Source organism: Mesorhizobium sp. INR15 (genome assembly GCF_015500075.1).
GTDB lineage: Bacteria > Pseudomonadota > Alphaproteobacteria > Rhizobiales > Rhizobiaceae > Mesorhizobium.
The window spans coordinates 4180927-4198070 of sequence record NZ_CP045496.1 but is presented as its reverse complement, the minus strand read 5'-3'; the positions used below and the strand labels follow the sequence as shown (position 1 = coordinate 4198070).

Annotated in this window: 16 protein-coding genes; 5 read left to right on the top strand and 11 right to left on the bottom strand. The window is 61.3% G+C overall.

The window, feature by feature from the left end:
* Positions 1 to 11: 11 nt before the first annotated feature.
* The 6 genes from GA829_RS20360 to urtA all read right to left on the bottom strand — a co-directional run bounded on the left by GA829_RS20360 (position 12) and on the right by urtA (position 6229).
* Positions 12 to 188 (bottom strand): hypothetical protein, encoded by a 177-nt coding sequence (locus tag GA829_RS20360; RefSeq protein WP_195174475.1) that lies wholly within the window; start codon positions 186 to 188, stop codon positions 12 to 14.
* A gap of 264 nt (positions 189 to 452) precedes the next feature.
* A complete protein-coding gene (urtE, locus tag GA829_RS20355) occupies positions 453 to 1148 on the bottom strand; it encodes an urea ABC transporter ATP-binding subunit UrtE (protein ID WP_143975559.1) in 696 nt (231 codons plus the stop codon).
* 69 nt (positions 1149 to 1217) lie between these two features.
* The gene (gene urtD / locus GA829_RS20350) at positions 1218 to 1964 is read right to left on the bottom strand and encodes an urea ABC transporter ATP-binding protein UrtD (protein WP_195174474.1); all 747 of its coding nucleotides are present in this window, start codon (positions 1962 to 1964) and stop codon (positions 1218 to 1220) included.
* 4 nt (positions 1965 to 1968) lie between these two features.
* A complete protein-coding gene (gene urtC / locus GA829_RS20345; RefSeq protein ID WP_258051795.1) occupies positions 1969 to 3195 on the bottom strand; it encodes an urea ABC transporter permease subunit UrtC in 1227 nt (408 codons plus the stop codon).
* Complete coding sequence (gene urtB / locus GA829_RS20340) at positions 3195 to 4811, bottom strand: urea ABC transporter permease subunit UrtB (RefSeq protein ID WP_195174472.1); 1617 nt, start codon at positions 4809 to 4811, stop codon at positions 3195 to 3197. The genes urtC and urtB overlap by 1 nt, the downstream gene beginning before the upstream one ends.
* A 107-nt stretch (positions 4812 to 4918) precedes the next feature.
* Positions 4919 to 6229 carry an urea ABC transporter substrate-binding protein gene (gene urtA, locus GA829_RS20335; RefSeq protein WP_195174471.1) on the bottom strand — a complete coding sequence of 437 codons (1311 nt, stop codon included), beginning with the start codon at positions 6227 to 6229 and terminating at the stop codon, positions 4919 to 4921.
* 298 nt (positions 6230 to 6527) lie between these two features.
* Between urtA and GA829_RS20330 the strand changes: the two genes are divergently transcribed.
* Together GA829_RS20330 and GA829_RS20325 are read left to right on the top strand one after the other, a co-directional pair.
* The gene (locus GA829_RS20330) at positions 6528 to 6938 is read left to right on the top strand and encodes a hypothetical protein (RefSeq protein ID WP_195174470.1); all 411 of its coding nucleotides are present in this window, start codon (positions 6528 to 6530) and stop codon (positions 6936 to 6938) included.
* Between the two features lie 131 nt (positions 6939 to 7069).
* The gene (locus tag GA829_RS20325; RefSeq protein WP_195174469.1) at positions 7070 to 8983 is read left to right on the top strand and encodes a PhoX family protein; all 1914 of its coding nucleotides are present in this window, start codon (positions 7070 to 7072) and stop codon (positions 8981 to 8983) included.
* Positions 8984 to 9042: 59 nt separating this feature from the next.
* On the opposite strand, the gene GA829_RS20320 is transcribed toward GA829_RS20325, so the two are convergent.
* The 3 genes from GA829_RS20320 to GA829_RS20310 form a co-directional block, all read right to left on the bottom strand.
* Positions 9043 to 10614, bottom strand: coding sequence for a GMC family oxidoreductase (locus GA829_RS20320; protein WP_195174468.1), 1572 nt, complete (start codon positions 10612 to 10614; stop codon positions 9043 to 9045).
* A gap of 48 nt (positions 10615 to 10662) precedes the next feature.
* On the bottom strand, positions 10663 to 11229 hold the full coding sequence (locus GA829_RS20315) for a gluconate 2-dehydrogenase subunit 3 family protein (protein ID WP_195174467.1): 567 nt from the start codon (positions 11227 to 11229) through the stop codon (positions 10663 to 10665).
* An 80-nt stretch (positions 11230 to 11309) separates the two neighbouring features.
* Positions 11310 to 11705 (bottom strand): VOC family protein, encoded by a 396-nt coding sequence (locus GA829_RS20310; protein WP_195174466.1) that lies wholly within the window; start codon positions 11703 to 11705, stop codon positions 11310 to 11312.
* Between the two features lie 224 nt (positions 11706 to 11929).
* Between GA829_RS20310 and GA829_RS20305 the strand changes: the two genes are divergently transcribed.
* Complete coding sequence (locus GA829_RS20305) at positions 11930 to 12238, top strand: ribbon-helix-helix domain-containing protein (protein WP_195174465.1); 309 nt, start codon at positions 11930 to 11932, stop codon at positions 12236 to 12238.
* Positions 12239 to 12315: 77 nt separating this feature from the next.
* On the opposite strand, the gene cckA is transcribed toward GA829_RS20305, so the two are convergent.
* On the bottom strand, positions 12316 to 14889 hold the full coding sequence (gene cckA, locus GA829_RS20300; protein WP_195174464.1) for a cell cycle histidine kinase CckA: 2574 nt from the start codon (positions 14887 to 14889) through the stop codon (positions 12316 to 12318).
* A gap of 222 nt (positions 14890 to 15111) precedes the next feature.
* Between cckA and GA829_RS20295 the strand changes: the two genes are divergently transcribed.
* Positions 15112 to 15852, top strand: coding sequence for a flagellar biosynthetic protein FliO (locus GA829_RS20295; RefSeq protein ID WP_195174463.1), 741 nt, complete (start codon positions 15112 to 15114; stop codon positions 15850 to 15852).
* 118 nt (positions 15853 to 15970) lie between these two features.
* Here the strand turns inward: GA829_RS20295 and dksA are convergent, their stop codons facing one another.
* Positions 15971 to 16387, bottom strand: coding sequence for an RNA polymerase-binding protein DksA (gene dksA, locus GA829_RS20290; RefSeq protein ID WP_006202025.1), 417 nt, complete (start codon positions 16385 to 16387; stop codon positions 15971 to 15973).
* A 249-nt stretch (positions 16388 to 16636) separates the two neighbouring features.
* On the opposite strand from dksA, the gene GA829_RS20285 reads away from it, so the two are divergent.
* On the top strand, positions 16637 to 17140 hold the full coding sequence (locus GA829_RS20285; protein ID WP_195174462.1) for a SixA phosphatase family protein: 504 nt from the start codon (positions 16637 to 16639) through the stop codon (positions 17138 to 17140).
* Positions 17141 to 17144 lie beyond the last annotated feature (4 nt).

Sequence of the window (17144 nt, the reverse complement as noted above, 5' to 3'; positions counted from 1 at the left end):
GAAAAGCAGCCTTACGCTGCCATGACCACCTCATTGTAGGCATCGAGATCGACATAGAAAACTTTGGTGATCTCCTCGATCAGGTCCTCGCGATCGTAGCCCTGTGATCTCAGGATATTGATCGCCGTCATGATGTCGACGCGCTCGGTAAGGCGTCGCTTCTGATAGTCCTCGACGAAACGTTGCATGGCTGTCCCTTAGCCTGTGTGCTCAAACGCGTTGAACGACAAACAGATCACAGGAGGGAAGCTAGGTAGCCTTGCTTGCGTGGAACTTGCCAGCGTGCGCCCGCACTTTGCCTCGATCCGCAATAAATCAGACTGATACGCGAAGCGGCCGACTCACAGGGCCAAGCCAAGACTAGCACGCACTGGTCGACATGCCAGGGTCGTGATCCGATGGGCCGGAGAAATGTCGAGGCCCGTCATGGGCTTGCGGCCGCGTCAGGACCTCTAGACGGTCAGAAACTTGCGGACGTCCGCCCTGTCGAGATCTTCGGCCGGGCCAGTGTGCACTATCTGGCCACGATCCATGATGTTGACCTCGTCGGCGAGCTCGCGGCAGAAGTCGAGATATTGTTCGACCAGCAGCACCGCGATGCCGGCCTGGTCGCGCAGATAGCGGATGGCGCGCCCGATATCCTTGATGATCGACGGCTGGATGCCTTCGGTCGGCTCATCCAGCACCAGCAATTTCGGCCGCATCACCAGCGCCCGGCCTATGGCAAGCTGCTGCTGCTGGCCGCCGGAAAGATCACCGCCACGGCGGCCGAGCATTTGCTTCAGCACCGGGAACAGTTCGAAGACATGGGCAGGCACATTGCGGTCAGCGCGTTTTAACGGCGCGAAACCCGACTCCAGATTTTCCCGCACAGTCAGCAGTGGAAAAATCTCCCTGCCTTGCGGCACGAATGCGATGCCCGACCGGGCGCGGTCATACGCCGCGCTCCGGTCGAGCGCCTTCCCCTCGAAGGCAACGCTTCCGCTCGTCAGCCGATGGTGGCCGACGATCGATCTCATCAAACTTGTCTTGCCGACGCCGTTGCGGCCAAGCACGCAGGTGATCTTGCCCGCGCCCGCCTTCAGCGACACGCCGCGCAGCGCCTGGGCGGCGCCATAGTGGAGCGTGGCATCAGAGACTTCGAGCATCTCAGCGCCTGATCCAGCGCTTGAGGAACGAAAGGTCGAAACGATGAAACGGAACCCGCCAGACCATGCTCATCTCCCCAGGTAGACTTCGACGACACGGTCGTCGGCCGAAACGAAATCAAGCGTGCCTTCGGAGAGCACCGAGCCCTCATGCAGGCAGGTGACCTTGACACCAAGTTCGCGCACGAAATGCATGTCATGCTCGACGACAATGACCGAATGGTCCCGTGCGATATCCCTCAGCAGACGCGCGGTTTCCTCGGTCTCGGCGTCGGTCATGCCGGCCACCGGCTCGTCGACCAGAAGCAGTTTCGGGTCCTGCGCCAGAAGCATGCCGATCTCCAGCCACTGCTTTTGTCCGTGACTGAGATTGGCGGCGAGATCTTCACGTTTGTCGCCGAGACGGATGATGCCGAGGATGTCATCGATCTGCCGTGCCTCTTTGGCCGAGCCGCGATGGAACAGCGCGGGGAAGATCGAGCGTGGGCCTTTCAGCGCCAGCATCAGGTTTTCCTCGATCGTGTGGCTTTCGAAGACGGTCGGCTTCTGGAACTTGCGGCCGATGCCCATCATGGCGATCTCGGCTTCGTCATGCTTGGTCAGGTCGACCTGGCCGTCGAAGAACACCTCGCCCTCGTCCGGCCGCGTCTTGCCGGTGACGATGTCCATCATAGTCGTCTTGCCAGCGCCGTTAGGGCCGATGATGGCGCGCATCTCGCCCTTGTCGAGCACCAGCGACAGGTTGTTGATGGCGCGAAAACCGTCGAAGGAGACCGAGACGCCGTCGAGATAGAGGATGGTGTTGGACTTGCTCATCGCCCTACTCCGCCGGCTGTGGTTCGGGCGAGGACCATTCGCCGGGCGTTCTTGCCGCGGCACGCACAGCCTTTGGCGGCGTGATGTCGATGCCCGTGCCGGTGCCGGCTTCGGCCGCGACGGAGACCGCCCGCATTGCCTTGGCGTTGCCGCGCCAGCTGTCCCACATGCCGATGATGCCTTTGGGCAAAAGCAACGTCACGGCAACGAACAGCCCGCCAAGCGCGAACAGCCAGAATTCCGGCAGCACGCCGGTGAACCAGGACTTGCCGGCATTGACCAGCAGCGCACCAATGATCGGCCCGACGATGGTGCCACGCCCGCCAACAGCCGCCCAGACCACGACTTCGATCGAATTGGAGGGCTCGAACTCACCTGGATTGATGATGCCGACTTGCGGCACGTAGAGCGCGCCGGCAATGCCGGCCATGACAGCGGAGACCGTCAAGGCAAACAGTTTGACGTTCTCCGCCCGCCAGCCGAGGAAGCGCGTTCGGCTCTCGGCATCACGCACCGCCATCAGCAGCTTGCCGTATTTCGAGCCGACGATTGCCCAGGTGACGGAGACGGCAAGCGCCAGCATCACCGCGCTGGCGGCGAACAGCGCCGAACGCGTCGCGTCTGCCTGCACGTTGAAGCCGAGGATGTCCTTGAAATCGGTCAGGCCATTGTTACCGCCAAAGCCCATGTCGTTGCGAAAGAAGGCGAGTAGCAGCGCATAGGTCATCGCCTGGGTGATGATCGAGAGATAGACGCCGGTGACACGGCTGCGGAAAGCGAACCAGCCGAAGACGAAGGCGAGCAGGCCGGGCACCGCAATCACCATGATCGCCGCGAACCAGAAATGGTCGAAGCCGGTCCAGAACCAGGGCAATTCCTTGTAGTTCAGGAACACCATGAAATCAGGCAGAACCGGATTGCCATAGACGCCGCGCGAGCCGATCTGGCGCATCAGGTACATGCCCATCGCATAGCCGCCGAGCGCGAAGAAAGCGCCATGGCCGAGCGAGAGGATGCCGCAGTAACCCCAGACAAGGTCGAGCGCCAGCGCGAGCAGCGCATAGCAGAGATATTTGCCGGTCAGCGCGACGATGTAGGACGGCACATAGAAGGTATTGGTCGGCGACACCGCCAGATTGAGCAGCGGCACGACGATGGCAACCGCGAGCAGGATGAGAACCGTGATGGCGATGCGGCGGTCCGCACCAGCGGCAAAGAAGCGTCCTGACATCACGCTTCCACCGCCCTGCCCTTGAGCGCGAACAGGCCGCGCGGGCGCTTTTGGATGAACAGGATGATCAGCACCAGCACGACGATCTTGCCGAGCACGGCACCCGCATAGGGTTCGAGGAATTTGTTGAGAATGCCGAGCGAGAAGGCGCCGACCAGCGTGCCCCAGAGATTGCCGACACCACCGAAAACCACGACCATGAAACTGTCGATAATGTAGCCACGGCCGAGATTGGGAGAGACATTGTCGATCTGGCTCAGCGCCACGCCCGCGATGCCGGCTATGCCGGACCCCAGCGCGAAGGTCAGCGCATCAACCCATGGCGTCTTGATGCCCATGGAGGCGGCCATGCGCCGGTTGGCGGTGACGGCGCGCATCTGCAGCCCCCATGGGGTCCGCTTCATCACATAGAGCAGGACCGCGAAGACGCTGAGCGCGAAAACCAGGATCCAGAGGCGGTTCCAGGTAATGGCAAGCTGCCCGACGTCAAAGGAACCTGACATCCAGGAAGGATTGCCGACTTCCTGGTTGGTCGGCCCGAAGATCGAGCGCACCGCCTGCTGCAGGATCAGCGATACGCCCCATGTGGCGAGCAGCGTCTCCAGCGGGCGGCCATAGAGAAAACGGATGACGCCGCGCTCAATGGCCAGGCCGACGAGCGCGGCAACCAAGAAAGCCAGCGGCAGGGCGATGACCAGCGACCAGTCAAACAGGCCAGGAAAGGACGTGCGGATGACCTGCTGGACGACGAAGGTGGTGTAGGCGCCCAGCATCACCATCTCGCCATGCGCCATGTTGATGACGCCCATGACGCCGAAGGTGATGGCCAACCCGATCGCAGCCAGCAGCAGCACCGAGCCCAGCGAGATGCCATACCAGATGTTCTGACCGGCATCCCAGAAAGCCAGCGTCGAATTGATGTTGGCGATCGCTGCCGTCGCCGCATCCTTGACCGCACCCGAGGCACTGGCCTCGACGGAGGTCAGCAACGAGACAGCATCGCGGTCGCCGCGTGCGGCGATGAGTTCGATCGCGGCAAGCTTGTCGGCCTCCGGCCTGTCCGAGACCAGGATTGAGGCCGCGCGCGCCTGCTCAAGCAGTGCCTTGACGCTTGCAACCGTCTCACTGGCAATCGCGCTGTCCAGCGGCTCGATGTTCACGGCATCCGGCGTCTTGAACATGGTGCTGGCTGCGGCAATGCGCACGGCCGGATCCTTGGCACCCAGCGTCAGCGTGCCCAGCGCGTCGCGGATGGCGCGGCGCAGCGTGTTGTTGACCTTGATCTTGGTGATGTCGCCCTTGGCGGCGTCACCGGAGGCTTCACCGCTCAGCGGATCGAAGAGCGCAACGGTCTCGCCGGTTTCCTTGCCGACAAACACAAGTGAATCGGCCGTGCGGACATAGAGATTGCCGTCGGCAAGTGCCGCGAGCGGCCGCTCCACAGCCGGATCGCCTGTCGCCGACAATTCATGAACGACAGCACCCGTCTCCGAAAAACCCTTGGCCGTGGCGAACTTGGCGATGATGGCGCGCAGATCCGCTTCCGCCGCACCTGACGACGACAACGTCGCCAGCAGGAACAACAGCGCCAGGCCAATCGCACGAAACACGTTCATCGGTTTTTGGTAACCCTGAAGGTTGAACTGGGCGTCCGGACAGTGGAGGAAACCGTCCGGACGCACGCGGTCTTGGGCATGGGCCTGACGGTCCAGCCCTGGGAGGATCAATTGGTTCCCTTGCCGCCGCATTTGCCGGTGGCAACGTTGAAGTTGCCGCAAGACAAGGGCGCGCGCCAATCGGAGATCAGGTCCTTGGAGTCTGGCAGGTAGTCGGACCACTCGTCGCCCATCACCAGGCCGGGTGTCCGCGACACCGTCTCGAACTGGCCGTCAGCCTGGATTTCGCCAATCAGCACCGGCTTGGTGATGTGATGGTTCGGCATCATGGTCGAGTAGCCGCCGGTCAGGTTCGGCACGGAAACGCCGACCATCGCATCGATGACCTTGTCGGGATCGGTGGTGCCGGCCTTCTCGACCGCCTTCACCCACATGTTGAAGCCGATGTAGTGGGCTTCCATCGGGTCATTGGTGGTGCGCTTGTCGTTCTTGATGAATTTGTGCCAATCGGCGATGAACTTCTTGTTCTCGGGCGTATCGACGCTCTCGAAATAGTTCCAGGCGGCGAGATGGCCGACCAGCGGCGCCGTATCGAGACCGGCAAGCTCTTCCTCGCCAACCGAGAAGGCCATGACCGGGATGTCCTCGGCCTTGACGCCCTGGTTGCCAAGCTCCTTGTAGAACGGCACGTTGGCGTCACCGTTGACCGTCGAGACGACAGCGGTCTTCTTGCCGGCCGAGCCGAATTTCTTGATCGCCGAAACCTCGGTCTGCCAGTCGGAGAATCCGAACGGCGTGTAGTTGGTCATGATGTCTTCGGCCGCGACGCCCTTGGCCTTCAGATAGGCTTCGAGGATCTTGTTGGTGGTGCGCGGATAGACATAGTCGGTGCCTTCAAGCACCCAGCGCTTCACCGAGCCGCCATCGGCGCTCATCAGATAGTCGACAGCCGGAATGGCCTGCTGGTTTGGCGCCGCACCCGTGTAGAACACGTTGCGCTCGCTTTCCTCGCCCTCGTACTGGACGGGGTAGAACAGGATGTTGTCGAGCTCGGAGAAGACCGGCAACACCGACTTACGCGACACCGAGGTCCAGCAGCCGAACACCGCCGCGACCTTGTCCTTCGAGATCAGCTCACGCGCCTTTTCGGCGAACAGCGGCCAGTTGGATGCCGGATCGACAACCACCGCCTCAAGCTTCTTGCCGAGCAGGCCGCCCTTCGCATTCTGCTCGTCGATGAGCATCAGCATCGCGTCCTTCAAGGTCGTCTCCGAGATCGCCATGGTCCCCGAAAGCGAATGGAGAATACCGACCTTGATCGTATCGTCCGCCGCCCTTGCTGGAACGGACATCATCAGGCCGGCGGCGACGGCGCTGACCGAAAACATCTTTGTTATTGTCGAGAAACTGCCCCTCATATTGCACACTCCAAGCTGGTTGATTGCACCGCAGCCATACAATGCAACCCCCGTGCCAACTGCGATGACTCCATCGCAAAACCGGTAAAAGTGCAGTTTTATCATAGGCTTGTTATATTAGATGCATTTCAGATAAGAGAGCCGGTTAAAAATTCATTGAGGGAATTTTGCGCAGCGCACAAAATGTTTTGCCTAATTTTAGCCCAATTTAGTCATTTGCCTATTTTTTGACCCAGACCGAAGCCTCGCGGACAAGGAATGTTGCGGCGCGATGCAAAAATGGGGCAAGCTCTCTGCGATGAGCGACAGCCCAAAATCCCGCATTTCATGCATTCTTGGCATCCTGCTTCTGTTCGCCGCGACCGGAAGCGCGTGTGCCGATTTCAGTGACGGCAAATTGCCCGACGGCACCTATCACTGCGAGGTCTACCTGCTTGGACTGTTCCTCAACCTCGGCGACATCACCATCAAGGGAAATGTCTATACCGGCCCGGTGACCTTCGGCGCCGCCCAGCAGGGCTACAACTATCAGATGGATGCGAATGGCGTTGTCACCTGGCTAGGGCCGCTTGGCGGCTACACGGCCGGCGGCAATTCGCTGTCATTGACGCAGGCGACGCTGGACGGCGAAACGACCCCGTCCTTCGACATCATCATGAAGCAGCCCGACGGCGCCTTTACCGCCTCGACCTGTACAAAGGCCAAGTAGGCCATCCGCCAAGTGTGAGCCTGCGCCATCAGCGTGGCCCTGAAGGCCCTCGCCGCATGTCATCGGGATGTTGCCAAAGCAGACTAGGGCAGCGGTGCGCCGTCACCATCCACCCTGAGAGGCAGACAAAAATGGCCAACACCCCGTCTTCATCCTCCCCTGTCATTCGCGACGTCATCGCCGAGCGCGTATCGCGCCGGACTCTCCTGAAGGGCAGCCTTGCTTCTGGCGCCCTGATCGCCGGCGGCAGCTTCGTTGGTTCGCTGTTCGCTGGCGAGACCCATGTCGCGGCCGCTCTTTCGACGCTCGGCTTTCCCGAATTGAAGCGCGTCTACGACAAGACGCACGCCGCCGCCGAGGGCTATGAAACGACTGTTGTGGCGCGCTGGGGCGACCCGCTCGTTGCCGGCCTGCCGGATTTCAATGGCAACGCCGTCACTGCCGACGAGCAGGAAAAGCGTTTTGGCTACAACTGCGACTACATCGCCTTTCTGCCGCTGCCGAAAGGCACCGTGAATTCCGACCACGGCCTGCTCTGCGTCAACAACGAGTATATTTCGCCCAACGTCATGTTCCCCGGCATGACCGAGGACGGCGCAGGCAAGGTGATGAGTAAGGAACAGGTGGATCTCGGCATGGCCGCCATGGGCCATTCGATCGTCGAAGTGCTTTTGACGGACGGCAAGTGGTCGATGGTCGAGGACAGCCCGCTCAACCGCCGCATCACCGCCAACACCGAGATGACCGTATCCGGTCCTGTCGCGGGTCACGCCCTGATGAAAACCTCGGCTGACGCAACCGGCACGAAAGTGCTCGGCACAAGTTACAATTGCAGCGGAGGCTTTACGCCCTGGGGCACTGTGCTGACCTGCGAGGAAGGCGTGTCCGATCTTTTCGGCGGCGACCCGAAGAAAGCACCAACCGCCGATCTCCTCGGCCGCTATGGCTTCGATGGCGGCGACATCTATGGCCGTGGCCGCTTCCACGACCGCTTCAATCTCGACAAGGAACCGAACGAGGCCAACCGGTTCGACTGGGTGGTCGAGATCGACCCCTATGACCCCAGTTCCAAGCCGGTGAAGCGCACCGCGCTCGGCCGCATGTCGCACGAGGCATCCACGGTGGTCCTCAACAAGGATGGCCGGGTCGTCGTCTACATGGGCGACGACGACTATTTCGAATACATGTACCGTTTCGTCTCGGCCAAGGCCTACGATCCGGCCAATCCGGCTTCGGCCAAGGATCTGCTGGACGATGGCGTGTTGTCCGTTGCCCGCTATGACGCCAACGGTTCCATGACATGGCTGCCGCTGGTTCACGGCCAGGGCAAACTCACCGCCGAGAACGGCTTTGCCGACCAGGCGGAAGTGCTGCTGAAGACGCGTTTCGCGGCCGACGCGCTCGGTGCAACGCCGATGGATCGTCCCGAGGACATCGAGACCAATCCGGTGACCGGCCGCGTCTACGCGGTGATGACCAAGAACAAGAAGCGTGACCAGTCGAAGGTCAACCCGGCCAACACACGTCCCGAAAACCTCTGGGGCCATATTGTCGAGCTGATCCCGCCCGGCGGCCGTGGTGCCGATGCCGACCACACCGCGGAGAAATACGCGTGGGACCTGTTCGTGCTCTGCGGCAACCCCAAGGACGCGGCCGTTGGCGCCACTTTCCATCCGGACACGTCGGAAAACGGCTGGTTTGTCTGCCCCGACAACATCACCTTCGATCCGGCTGGCCGGCTCTGGGTGGCGACCGACGGCGCCAACGACTTCGGCCTGCCGGACGGCGTCTATGGCGTCGACACGGAAGGCGCGGCGCGCGGCCTGCCGAAGCTTCTGTTCACCTGCCCGCATGGTGCCGAGGCAACCGGACCCTGCTTCACGCCCGATGGCACGACGCTGTTCCTCTCGGTCCAGCATCCAGCCGAGGACGCCGAGACACTCGACAAGGCGCAGACGCTGTGGCCCGACTTCAAGGACGGTCAACTGCCACGCCCTTCGGTTGTCGCCATCCGCCGCAAGGACGGTCTACCGGTCGGGGCATAGCTCCATGTTAAGAAAAGTGCGGAGCGCCTGAGCGCTCCGCACAGCAGTCCGGGAGGACGCTAGATGGTCTTCGCCGACATCTGTTCGGCGATGTAGTCGGCCTGTCGGATCGCCAGCGACACGATCGTCAGTGTCGGATTTTCAGCAGCACCCGTGGTGAACTGGCTGCCGTCAGACACGAACAGGTTCTTGATGTCATGCGCCTGGCCATGCTTGTTGACGACGCCATCGGATGCCTTCTCGCTCATCCGGTTGGTGCCGAGATTGTGCGTCGAGGGATAAGGCGGCGTCGGGAAGGTCCGGGTTGCGCCGACGGCGGCATAGAGTGCCTGGCCTTGCTTGTAGGCATGGTTGCGCATGGCGGTGTCGTTGGGATGATCGTCGAAATGCACATCAGCGATCGGCATGCCGTGGTCATCCTTCATGTCGGCATGCAGCGTGATGCGGTTTTCCTCGCGCGGCATGTCTTCACCCACAATCCACAAGCCTGCCATATGATCGTAATGGTCGAGGGCGGTGGTGAAGGACCGGCCCCAGCCGCCCGGATCAAGGAAGGCGGCCATGAATGGCAGGCCAAGCGACAGCGTCTCGAATTCATAGCCGCCAACGAAGCCGCGTGACGGGTCGTGCCGTGCCTCATCGCGGATGATGCCGGCCATGGTGGTGCCGCGATACATGTGCACCGGCTTGTCGAAGATCGCATAGACCGAGCCGGTGGTGTGGCGCATGTAGTTCTTGCCCACCTGCCCCGACGAATTCGCCAGACCATCCGGGAACTTGGATGAGGCTGAGTTCAGCAACAGCCGCGGGCTCTCGATCGAGTTGCCGGCAACGGCGACGATGCGGGCTTTCTGCTCCTGCAGTTTGCCGTCCTTGTCGGCATAAACGACGCCGGTCACCTTGCCTGAATCATCATGGTTGATCTTGATCACCATGGCGTTCGGGCGGACTTCGAGATGTCCGGTCGCCTCGCCCTTCGGGATTTCGGTGTAGAGCGTCGACCATTTGGCGCCCCATTTGCAGCCCTGGAAGCAGAACCCGGTCTGCTGGCAGGAGTTGCGGTCGTCGCGCGGTTCGGAATTGATCGCCATCCGGCCGGTATGGCATTCCTTGTAGCCGAGCTTGTCGGCACCGGCCTTCATCACCTTGAAATTATTGTTGCCGGGCAGACCGGGAATGTTGTTGGTGCGCGTCACCCCCATCTTGTCTTCGGCCTTGGCATAGTAAGGCTCAAGGTCGGCCAGAGTGATTGGCCAGTCGAGCAGGTTGGCGCCTTCAAGCTTGCCGTAGTTGGTCAGCGTCTTGAATTCGTGCTCCTGTATGCGCAGCGAGGCGCCCGCCCAGTGTGTGGTCGAACCGCCGACCGACTTGACGATCCAGGCCGGTAGATTGGGAAAGTCCTTGGCCACCCGCCAGTCGCCCGACGTGGTGCGCTTGTCCGTCCAGGCAAGCTGGGAGAACGAATCCCACTCGTCGTTGATGAAATCCTCGAATTCGTGACGTGCGCCGGCTTCCAGGATGACGACGTCGATGCCCTTCTGGGCGAGTTCATTGCCAAGCGTGCCGCCGCCGGCGCCCGAGCCGATGATGACGACCACGCCATCGTTTTTCAGATCAAATGGTGCTGCCATGGTTTCCTCCCATGATTTCCGTTGTGTGGGTTGTCGCGACGAAGCAGCTCAAAGCCATTCGATGTCGTCGAAACCGCGCGCGATGTAGCCGCCCTTGGAATAGGCTTCGCCCTCGTAGCCGAAGATCGGCCAGACCTCTTTCTGGTTGTAGAGGCCGACGACCAGTCCGCCCCGGATCGCCTGGAAGAAGGGCGCCTGCTCGATCTGCTTGAGCACCGCGACACGCTGGTCCTCCCAGCCGAGACCCCGATACCCCGTCTCGCCCGACTTCTTGTCGAGATCGGCGATGCCCTCTTCGATCATGGTCTTGTAGGCGGCGTCCTTGCCGGCCTTATCGTCATGGCCCTTGACCGCGATCGCATAATATTTGTCGGGGACCTGATCGTGCGGGTAGATGTCGCGCGCCATCTGGATCAGCGTCGCCATTGTTTCCGGTTTGAGTGCGGAGGCTTCGAGGCCCCAGGCGTGTTCCGGGCTGATGACCGCACTGCCGGAGATGACGAGCAATGCGCCGATGCCACCGCGTCTGAGAAGTTCGCGGCGCGAGAGCCCAGGCTTCCTGTCATGGATCGGCTTCCTGTCTTGGATCGGCTTCCTGTCATAGATCGTGACCATATATTCCTCCCTGCTTGCTATTTGCGCCCTGACGAACGCCCTTGCTGGCACCGCGCCTGGCGGCGCGGTTGCGATGCCTCCTATTGAAACCGTCCTCCCCGTTGCAGGACCTCGATCTTGTAGCCGTCGGGGTCCTCGATGAAGAAGAAGCGGGCGATCAACGTTCCGTCGCGGTTGAACTCGACAATCTTCCTGGGGTTGAGGCCAAGCGCGCCGAGGCGATCATGCTCACCGTCAAGATCGATGACCGACACCGCGAGGTGGCCATAGCCGTCACCGACCGCATAGGGCTCCTGCCGGTCCTTGTTGACGGTCAGTTCGAGTTCGAACCCGGTCTCGGCATTGCTGAGATAGATGAGCGTGAATGTGTCGAAGTCCAGCCTGTCGGCGATTTCGAGCCCGAATGCAGCTTGATAGAAACGGACGGATCGGGTCTCGTCGAGAACCCGGATCATCGAATGGATCGCCTTTGCCAAATCAGTCTCCGCCGTGCTGGACGGGAGTGATTATGGGCGGCTCGGGCAAAAGGTGGTGGCAGCCGGTTACCACGTGCGCGAAGACTGAAATTCCGCTGATCCGGATAGGGACGAAAGTCCGATTGCCGTTCCGGCCTTTTTACCGGAAAGTAATTTCTGGAAGTGGGTCTCGCGGCGTCCACGGGCCTGCCGCCCAAGACCAACAAGCATAGGAGGTTTGCCGGATGTGCAGGGTGTTTGCGGGCCAGGACCCCGAAGGCTATCGCCAGATCAACCGGTCGATCCGCATTGACGGACATTCGACCAGCATCCAGCTGGAAGCGACCTTCTGGGAATTGCTGGATGAAATCGCCGACAACCAGAACCTGACGACACCAAAATTCATCTCGAAGCTTTATGATGAAGCCATCGAGATCAACGGCGCGATCCCGAACTTCGCCTCCATGCTGCGCACAACTTGCGCGCTCTATCTGCGCGGCCATCGGCCGGGCATGGAAGAACCGGCCGTGCCAAAACAGCGGGCGGCGGCCTGAACCGGCATCCAAAGCGATTCCGGGAAAGTGTGAAACTGCTTTCCGTCCGGAATTGCGTCAAAAAAAGATGAGCCGCCCTAAGACTCCAGCACATCCTTGACGATCGTTGCCAGCTGCTTGAGCGAGAACGGTTTCGGCAGGAAGCCGAAATGCGCATCCGCCGGCAGGTTTCTGGCGAATGCGTCTTCGGCATAACCGGACACGAAGACGAACTTGATATCCGGCTGCCGTTTGCGCAATTCACCTAGCAGCGTCGGGCCGTCCATTTCGGGCATCACCACGTCGGAGACGACGATGTCCACCTTGCCGCCCAAAGCCTCGAACACTTCCAGCGCCTCGACGCCCGACGACGCTTCATGCACGGTATAGCCACGCGAGGTCAGCGCCCGCATGCCGCCCATGCGCACCGCATCCTCGTCCTCGACGAGCAGGACCGTCGCCGATCCCGACAGATCCTTGGCCACATCGGCGACCTTGGCCGGCACCGCGGGCATTTCGCCGGGTTCGCCGGCCTTTTTCGCTTCCGCGATGTGGCGAGGCAGGAAGATGCGGAAAACCGTGCCTTTGCCGACTTCGGAATCGCAGAAGATGAAGCCGCCGGTCTGCTTGATAATGCCGTAGACCATGGAAAGGCCAAGGCCGGTGCCCTTGCCGACTTCCTTGGTGGTGAAGAAGGGCTCGAAGATCTTCTTCAGCACCTCGGGCGTGATGCCGCTGCCCGTATCCTCGACTTCGACCACGACATAGTCGGCCGGGGTCAATTCGCGATAGGAGAAGGTCTTGCACTCTTCCGCCGTCACGTTGCGGGTGCGCACAGTGAGATCGCCCCCCGACGGCATCGCATCGCGTGCATTGACCGCCAGATTGACCACGACCTGTTCGAACTGGCCGATATCGACCTTGACCGGCCACAGGTCGCGGCCATGGTCGACTTTCAATTTGATATCGTTGCCGACAAGGCGAGCCAGCAGCATTCTGATATCGGCGAGCACATCGGTCAGGTTGAGCACTTCGGGCCGCAGCGTCTGCTTGCGCGAGAAGGCCAGCAACTGCCGCACCAGCGAAGCCGCCCGATTGGCGTTCTGCTTGATGTTCATGATGTCCGGGAAAGACGGATCCGACGGGCGGTGATTGGTCAACAGCAGGTCCGACGCCATGATGATGGCGGTCAGCACATTGTTAAAGTCATGCGCAATGCCGCCTGCAAGCTGGCCGACTGCCTGCATCTTCTGGCTCTGCGCCATCTGCCCCTCGAGAGCCTTCTGCTCGGTTGTCTCGACGGCATAGACAATGGCCGACTCTTCAGCGCCTTCGCCGCCGGTGCCATCGGCGACCGCATTGACGTAGAAGCGTATGTGCCGCTCGTCATTGCCGGGCAGCAGCGTGTCGATCGGCTCGATATCGGCCTGCCGTTGCCGTGCCTTTTCGAAAGCAGCGGCAAAGGCCGGCCGGTCGCGGTCGTGGATGACTGTGTCGAGCCGCACGCGGCGATCGACGGCATCCCTATCCACGACGGAAGAGAACAGCGACAGGAACGGCGCATTGGTGCGCAGAATGCGGCCTTCATGGTCAACGCCGGCAATCGCCATCGGCGTCGAATTGAAGAAGCGGGTGAAGCGCACTTCCGAAGCGCGCAGATCGGCGGAAGCGTCTTCGCCCTGGGTCCGGTTCAGCACGATCGTGCGCGTCGGGCCGTTGAGCCCTTCGCGGCTGGCCGAAACGCGGTGCATGAAGCGTACCGGCAGTGCCTCGCCGGTCATCTTTGTCAGGTCGAGATCGATGACCGCGTTGCGCGTCGTGCCGGGGTCGGCCTTGACAGAACGTACCAGCGCCATGCCGTCGCCGGCAACGATGTCCGGCAGCGCGACCGCACCGGGCGTGAAACTGGCAAGGTCGATGCCCAGCCATTCCGCGAGTGTCGCATTGATATAGGTGACGCGGCCTTCCTGGTCGGCGGAGAAGAACCCGGCCGGCGCGTGGTCGAGATGGTCGATGGCCTTTTGCAGATCAAGAAAGAACCGTTCCTGCTCGGCCCGCTCCTGCGAGATGTCGGCAAGCTGCCAGGCAAGCATGGGCAGTCGCTGCCCGGGAATATTGAAGGCGCGGGCGCGCGCCCGATACCAGCGGGCGCCTGGCTCGGCGCCGGGCCGTATCGATTGCGCGAGCCGGAACTCGCCGTCGCCCGGCTGGCCGTCGCGCAAACCCGACGCCAGCCGGTAAATGGTCACCGAAGCCTCGGGAACGTCGGAAAGCAGCCCCTCGACCGTTTTCAGATCAGTCGCCGTCGCGGCCCCCGTCATCTCGGCATAAGCCCGATTGGCGTAGATGACACGGCCCTTGGTGTCCGTGACGAGAAGCCCCTGCGACATCGAATCAACGAACGCCTTTGACAATTCGTCGCCGGTAGAGCGTGGCGCGACCTGCACGAAACCGATCGCCGTGGCAAACAGGAAGCCAACGCCGATCATGGCCAGGACGCCGAGCATTCCAAGCAGGAACGGATCGCCGAGGCGCTCACGAAACAGGCCGAAAACAATGGCCGCGCCTGTCAGGACGACGATGAAGATGATGAGCCGGGCAACCGCTCCAGGTCGCGTATTCTGGTCGACGATAGGTACTGGGTAGAAATCGCCGCGCGTTTCCTTGGCCATGTGCCCCCTGCTCGTGAATTCCGGTGTTCCGACACCTGCCCCGGACCGGTTGAATCACATTCTCCTAGTCCGGAAAAGGCCTAGGCGGCAAATGACCATTAAAAATGATGTTGTTTCAGTCAGGGGGTTTCAAGCTGTTCATGAAGCGTGATGGCAACTTGCGGTAGCCCGCCGCAACGGTCTAGTGTCGCCTCTCTTCAAAGGGCGCGTCAGGGGGCACAAATGCAATGGCTGGATAGCGTGGCGGGTCCCGGATATGCTGCGGCGCTGCTGTGGACGTTTGCAGCGCTTGTCCTGCTGGTCATCGTTCTCGTCATCATCAAGCTTGTCCGCAATCTGACATTTGGAACCTTTGTCGCCGGCGGCAGGAACCGCAAGACGCGGCTGGCAGTCATGGACGCGACCGCCGTCGACAGCCATCGCCGGCTGGTGCTGGTGCGCCGCGACGACATCGAGCACCTGATTTTGATTGGCGGACCGACCGACGTGGTCGTCGAACGCGACATCAGGCTTTCAGCGTCACGCCGCCCGGCCCTGACCGGCGACAGCGGCCTGCAACCAGTTCCCGCGCCAAAGCCGCGGCCGCCTCAGGCTCCGGCTGCCGCCCCGGCGAGACAAGCACCTGCTCCACAGCCTGTGAATGCGGCGCCGCCCCCTGCTCGCCCCCGTCAGGTGACATCCGCGCCCGCGCCGGCACCAAAACCGGCAACACAGAGCTACCAGTCAACGAACGTTACCCCATTGCCCGCCTATGGATCCGCGAACGCCAACGTCGTTCGCCATGCGCCTCCGCCGCCGGCAAGGCAGGATTCCATCGATGATACGCTGATGAAGGAGCTGGAAGTCTCCTTCGAACAGCCGCGCGCGGCAAGCCCCGTGAGCAAGCCTGCGCCAAAGGCACCGCCGTCACTGGACGACGAAATGACCAAGCTGCTGGGCGAACTCTCGAGCCAGAAGAGATAGCAGCGAGCGACGTATAGGCTCGAAGGGCCGGGACCTTCCCGCAAGAAAATATGGTGTTCCAAAAGAAAATGGCCGGAAAAACCGGCCATTTCAAAATCAACAAAGATGTTCGTTTGCGTCAGTCGTCGCGATAGACTTTTTCGCGGCGTTCGTGGCGCTCTTGCGCTTCGATCGACAAGGTCGCGATCGGACGTGCGTCAAGCCGCTTCAACGCGATCGGCTCACCGGTTTCCTCGCAATAGCCGTAAGTGCCTTCGTCGATGCGCTGCAGCGCCGAATCGATCTTGGAAATGAGCTTGCGCTGACGATCACGGGCGCGCAGTTCGATGGCGCGGTCGGTTTCAGACGATGCACGATCAGCCAGATCGGGATGGTTGGCGTTTTCCTGCTGCAGGATTTCGAGCGTTTCGCGCGCTTCGCGCAATATGTCATTCTTCCAGGTGACGAGCTTCAGGCGGAAGTATGATTTCTGCCGTTCATTCATAAACGGCTCGTCTTCGGAGGGTACGTAATCGGCGGTAACGATGTCGTTCATTCGACTCACCCAAACTGCCCCAAATTTTGGGCCTATATATTCGCCGCTCAACGCCTGCACAAGCGCAATCGGCCTTCGTCTCACGCAATTGTTAATGTCCGGAGGGTCAGCACAACGCGACGCCTTTTACCGCAACGGCTTGGTCCGCTTCGCACATGATTCGGTGGATTTGGCGGGCATGAGCCATTGTGCGCACGGGCTTTCTCGTGGCTAATCCCGAAATGGCGGCTTGGCTCCAATGGAGGTTCAGTGAGCAGACTTTATCTGTTGAGGCATGCCAAGGCCGGATGGGCACTGCCCGGTATCCGTGATTTTGATCGCCCGCTGGATGCCTCGGGCCGCACCGACGCCGAGATGATGGGCGCGGCCATGCGCGACAGGGGCTATGTTCCCGACCTCACTCTTTGCTCCAATGCAAAGCGCGCGAAGGAAACCCTTGAGGGTGTGGCGGGCCAGACGGACACTGGCCGTGTGCTGTTCTTCGACACGCTCTACAGCGAGGATGCCGCCGGCTATCTGGCCACTATCCGCAACAATGGCGGAACCGGATCATTGCTGGTCATCGGCCACAACCCGATGACGGAAGATCTGGCCATGGCGATTTCAGGCGATGGTGAACAGACAGCCAAGGCGATGCTGAACCACGGCTTCCCAACCTCCGGACTTGCAGTCGTCCGCTTCGACGACGATCTGGCACATGCGGCCCAGGGCGCGGGCTATCTCGAAGCTTTCCTGACCCCAGCCGATCTTTGACGCC

Bases quoted from the DNA above. Each gene is read 5' to 3' on its own strand.
- GA829_RS20360 (WP_195174475.1), bottom strand. From the start codon at position 188: ATGCAACGTTTCGTCGAGGACTATCAGAAGCGACGCCTTACCGAGCGC.
- urtE (WP_143975559.1), bottom strand. From the start codon at position 1,148: ATGCTCGAAGTCTCTGATGCCACGCTCCACTATGGCGCCGCCCAGGCG.
- urtD (WP_195174474.1), bottom strand. From the start codon at position 1,964: ATGAGCAAGTCCAACACCATCCTCTATCTCGACGGCGTCTCGGTCTCC.
- urtC (WP_258051795.1), bottom strand. From the start codon at position 3,195: ATGTCAGGACGCTTCTTTGCCGCTGGTGCGGACCGCCGCATCGCCATC.
- urtB (WP_195174472.1), bottom strand. From the start codon at position 4,811: ATGAACGTGTTTCGTGCGATTGGCCTGGCGCTGTTGTTCCTGCTGGCG.
- urtA (WP_195174471.1), bottom strand. From the start codon at position 6,229: ATGAGGGGCAGTTTCTCGACAATAACAAAGATGTTTTCGGTCAGCGCC.
- GA829_RS20330 (WP_195174470.1), top strand. From the start codon at position 6,528: ATGAGCGACAGCCCAAAATCCCGCATTTCATGCATTCTTGGCATCCTG.
- GA829_RS20325 (WP_195174469.1), top strand. From the start codon at position 7,070: ATGGCCAACACCCCGTCTTCATCCTCCCCTGTCATTCGCGACGTCATC.
- GA829_RS20320 (WP_195174468.1), bottom strand. From the start codon at position 10,614: ATGGCAGCACCATTTGATCTGAAAAACGATGGCGTGGTCGTCATCATC.
- GA829_RS20315 (WP_195174467.1), bottom strand. From the start codon at position 11,229: ATGGTCACGATCTATGACAGGAAGCCGATCCAAGACAGGAAGCCGATC.
- GA829_RS20305 (WP_195174465.1), top strand. From the start codon at position 11,930: ATGTGCAGGGTGTTTGCGGGCCAGGACCCCGAAGGCTATCGCCAGATC.
- cckA (WP_195174464.1), bottom strand. From the start codon at position 14,889: ATGGCCAAGGAAACGCGCGGCGATTTCTACCCAGTACCTATCGTCGAC.
- GA829_RS20295 (WP_195174463.1), top strand. From the start codon at position 15,112: ATGCAATGGCTGGATAGCGTGGCGGGTCCCGGATATGCTGCGGCGCTG.
- dksA (WP_006202025.1), bottom strand. From the start codon at position 16,387: ATGAACGACATCGTTACCGCCGATTACGTACCCTCCGAAGACGAGCCG.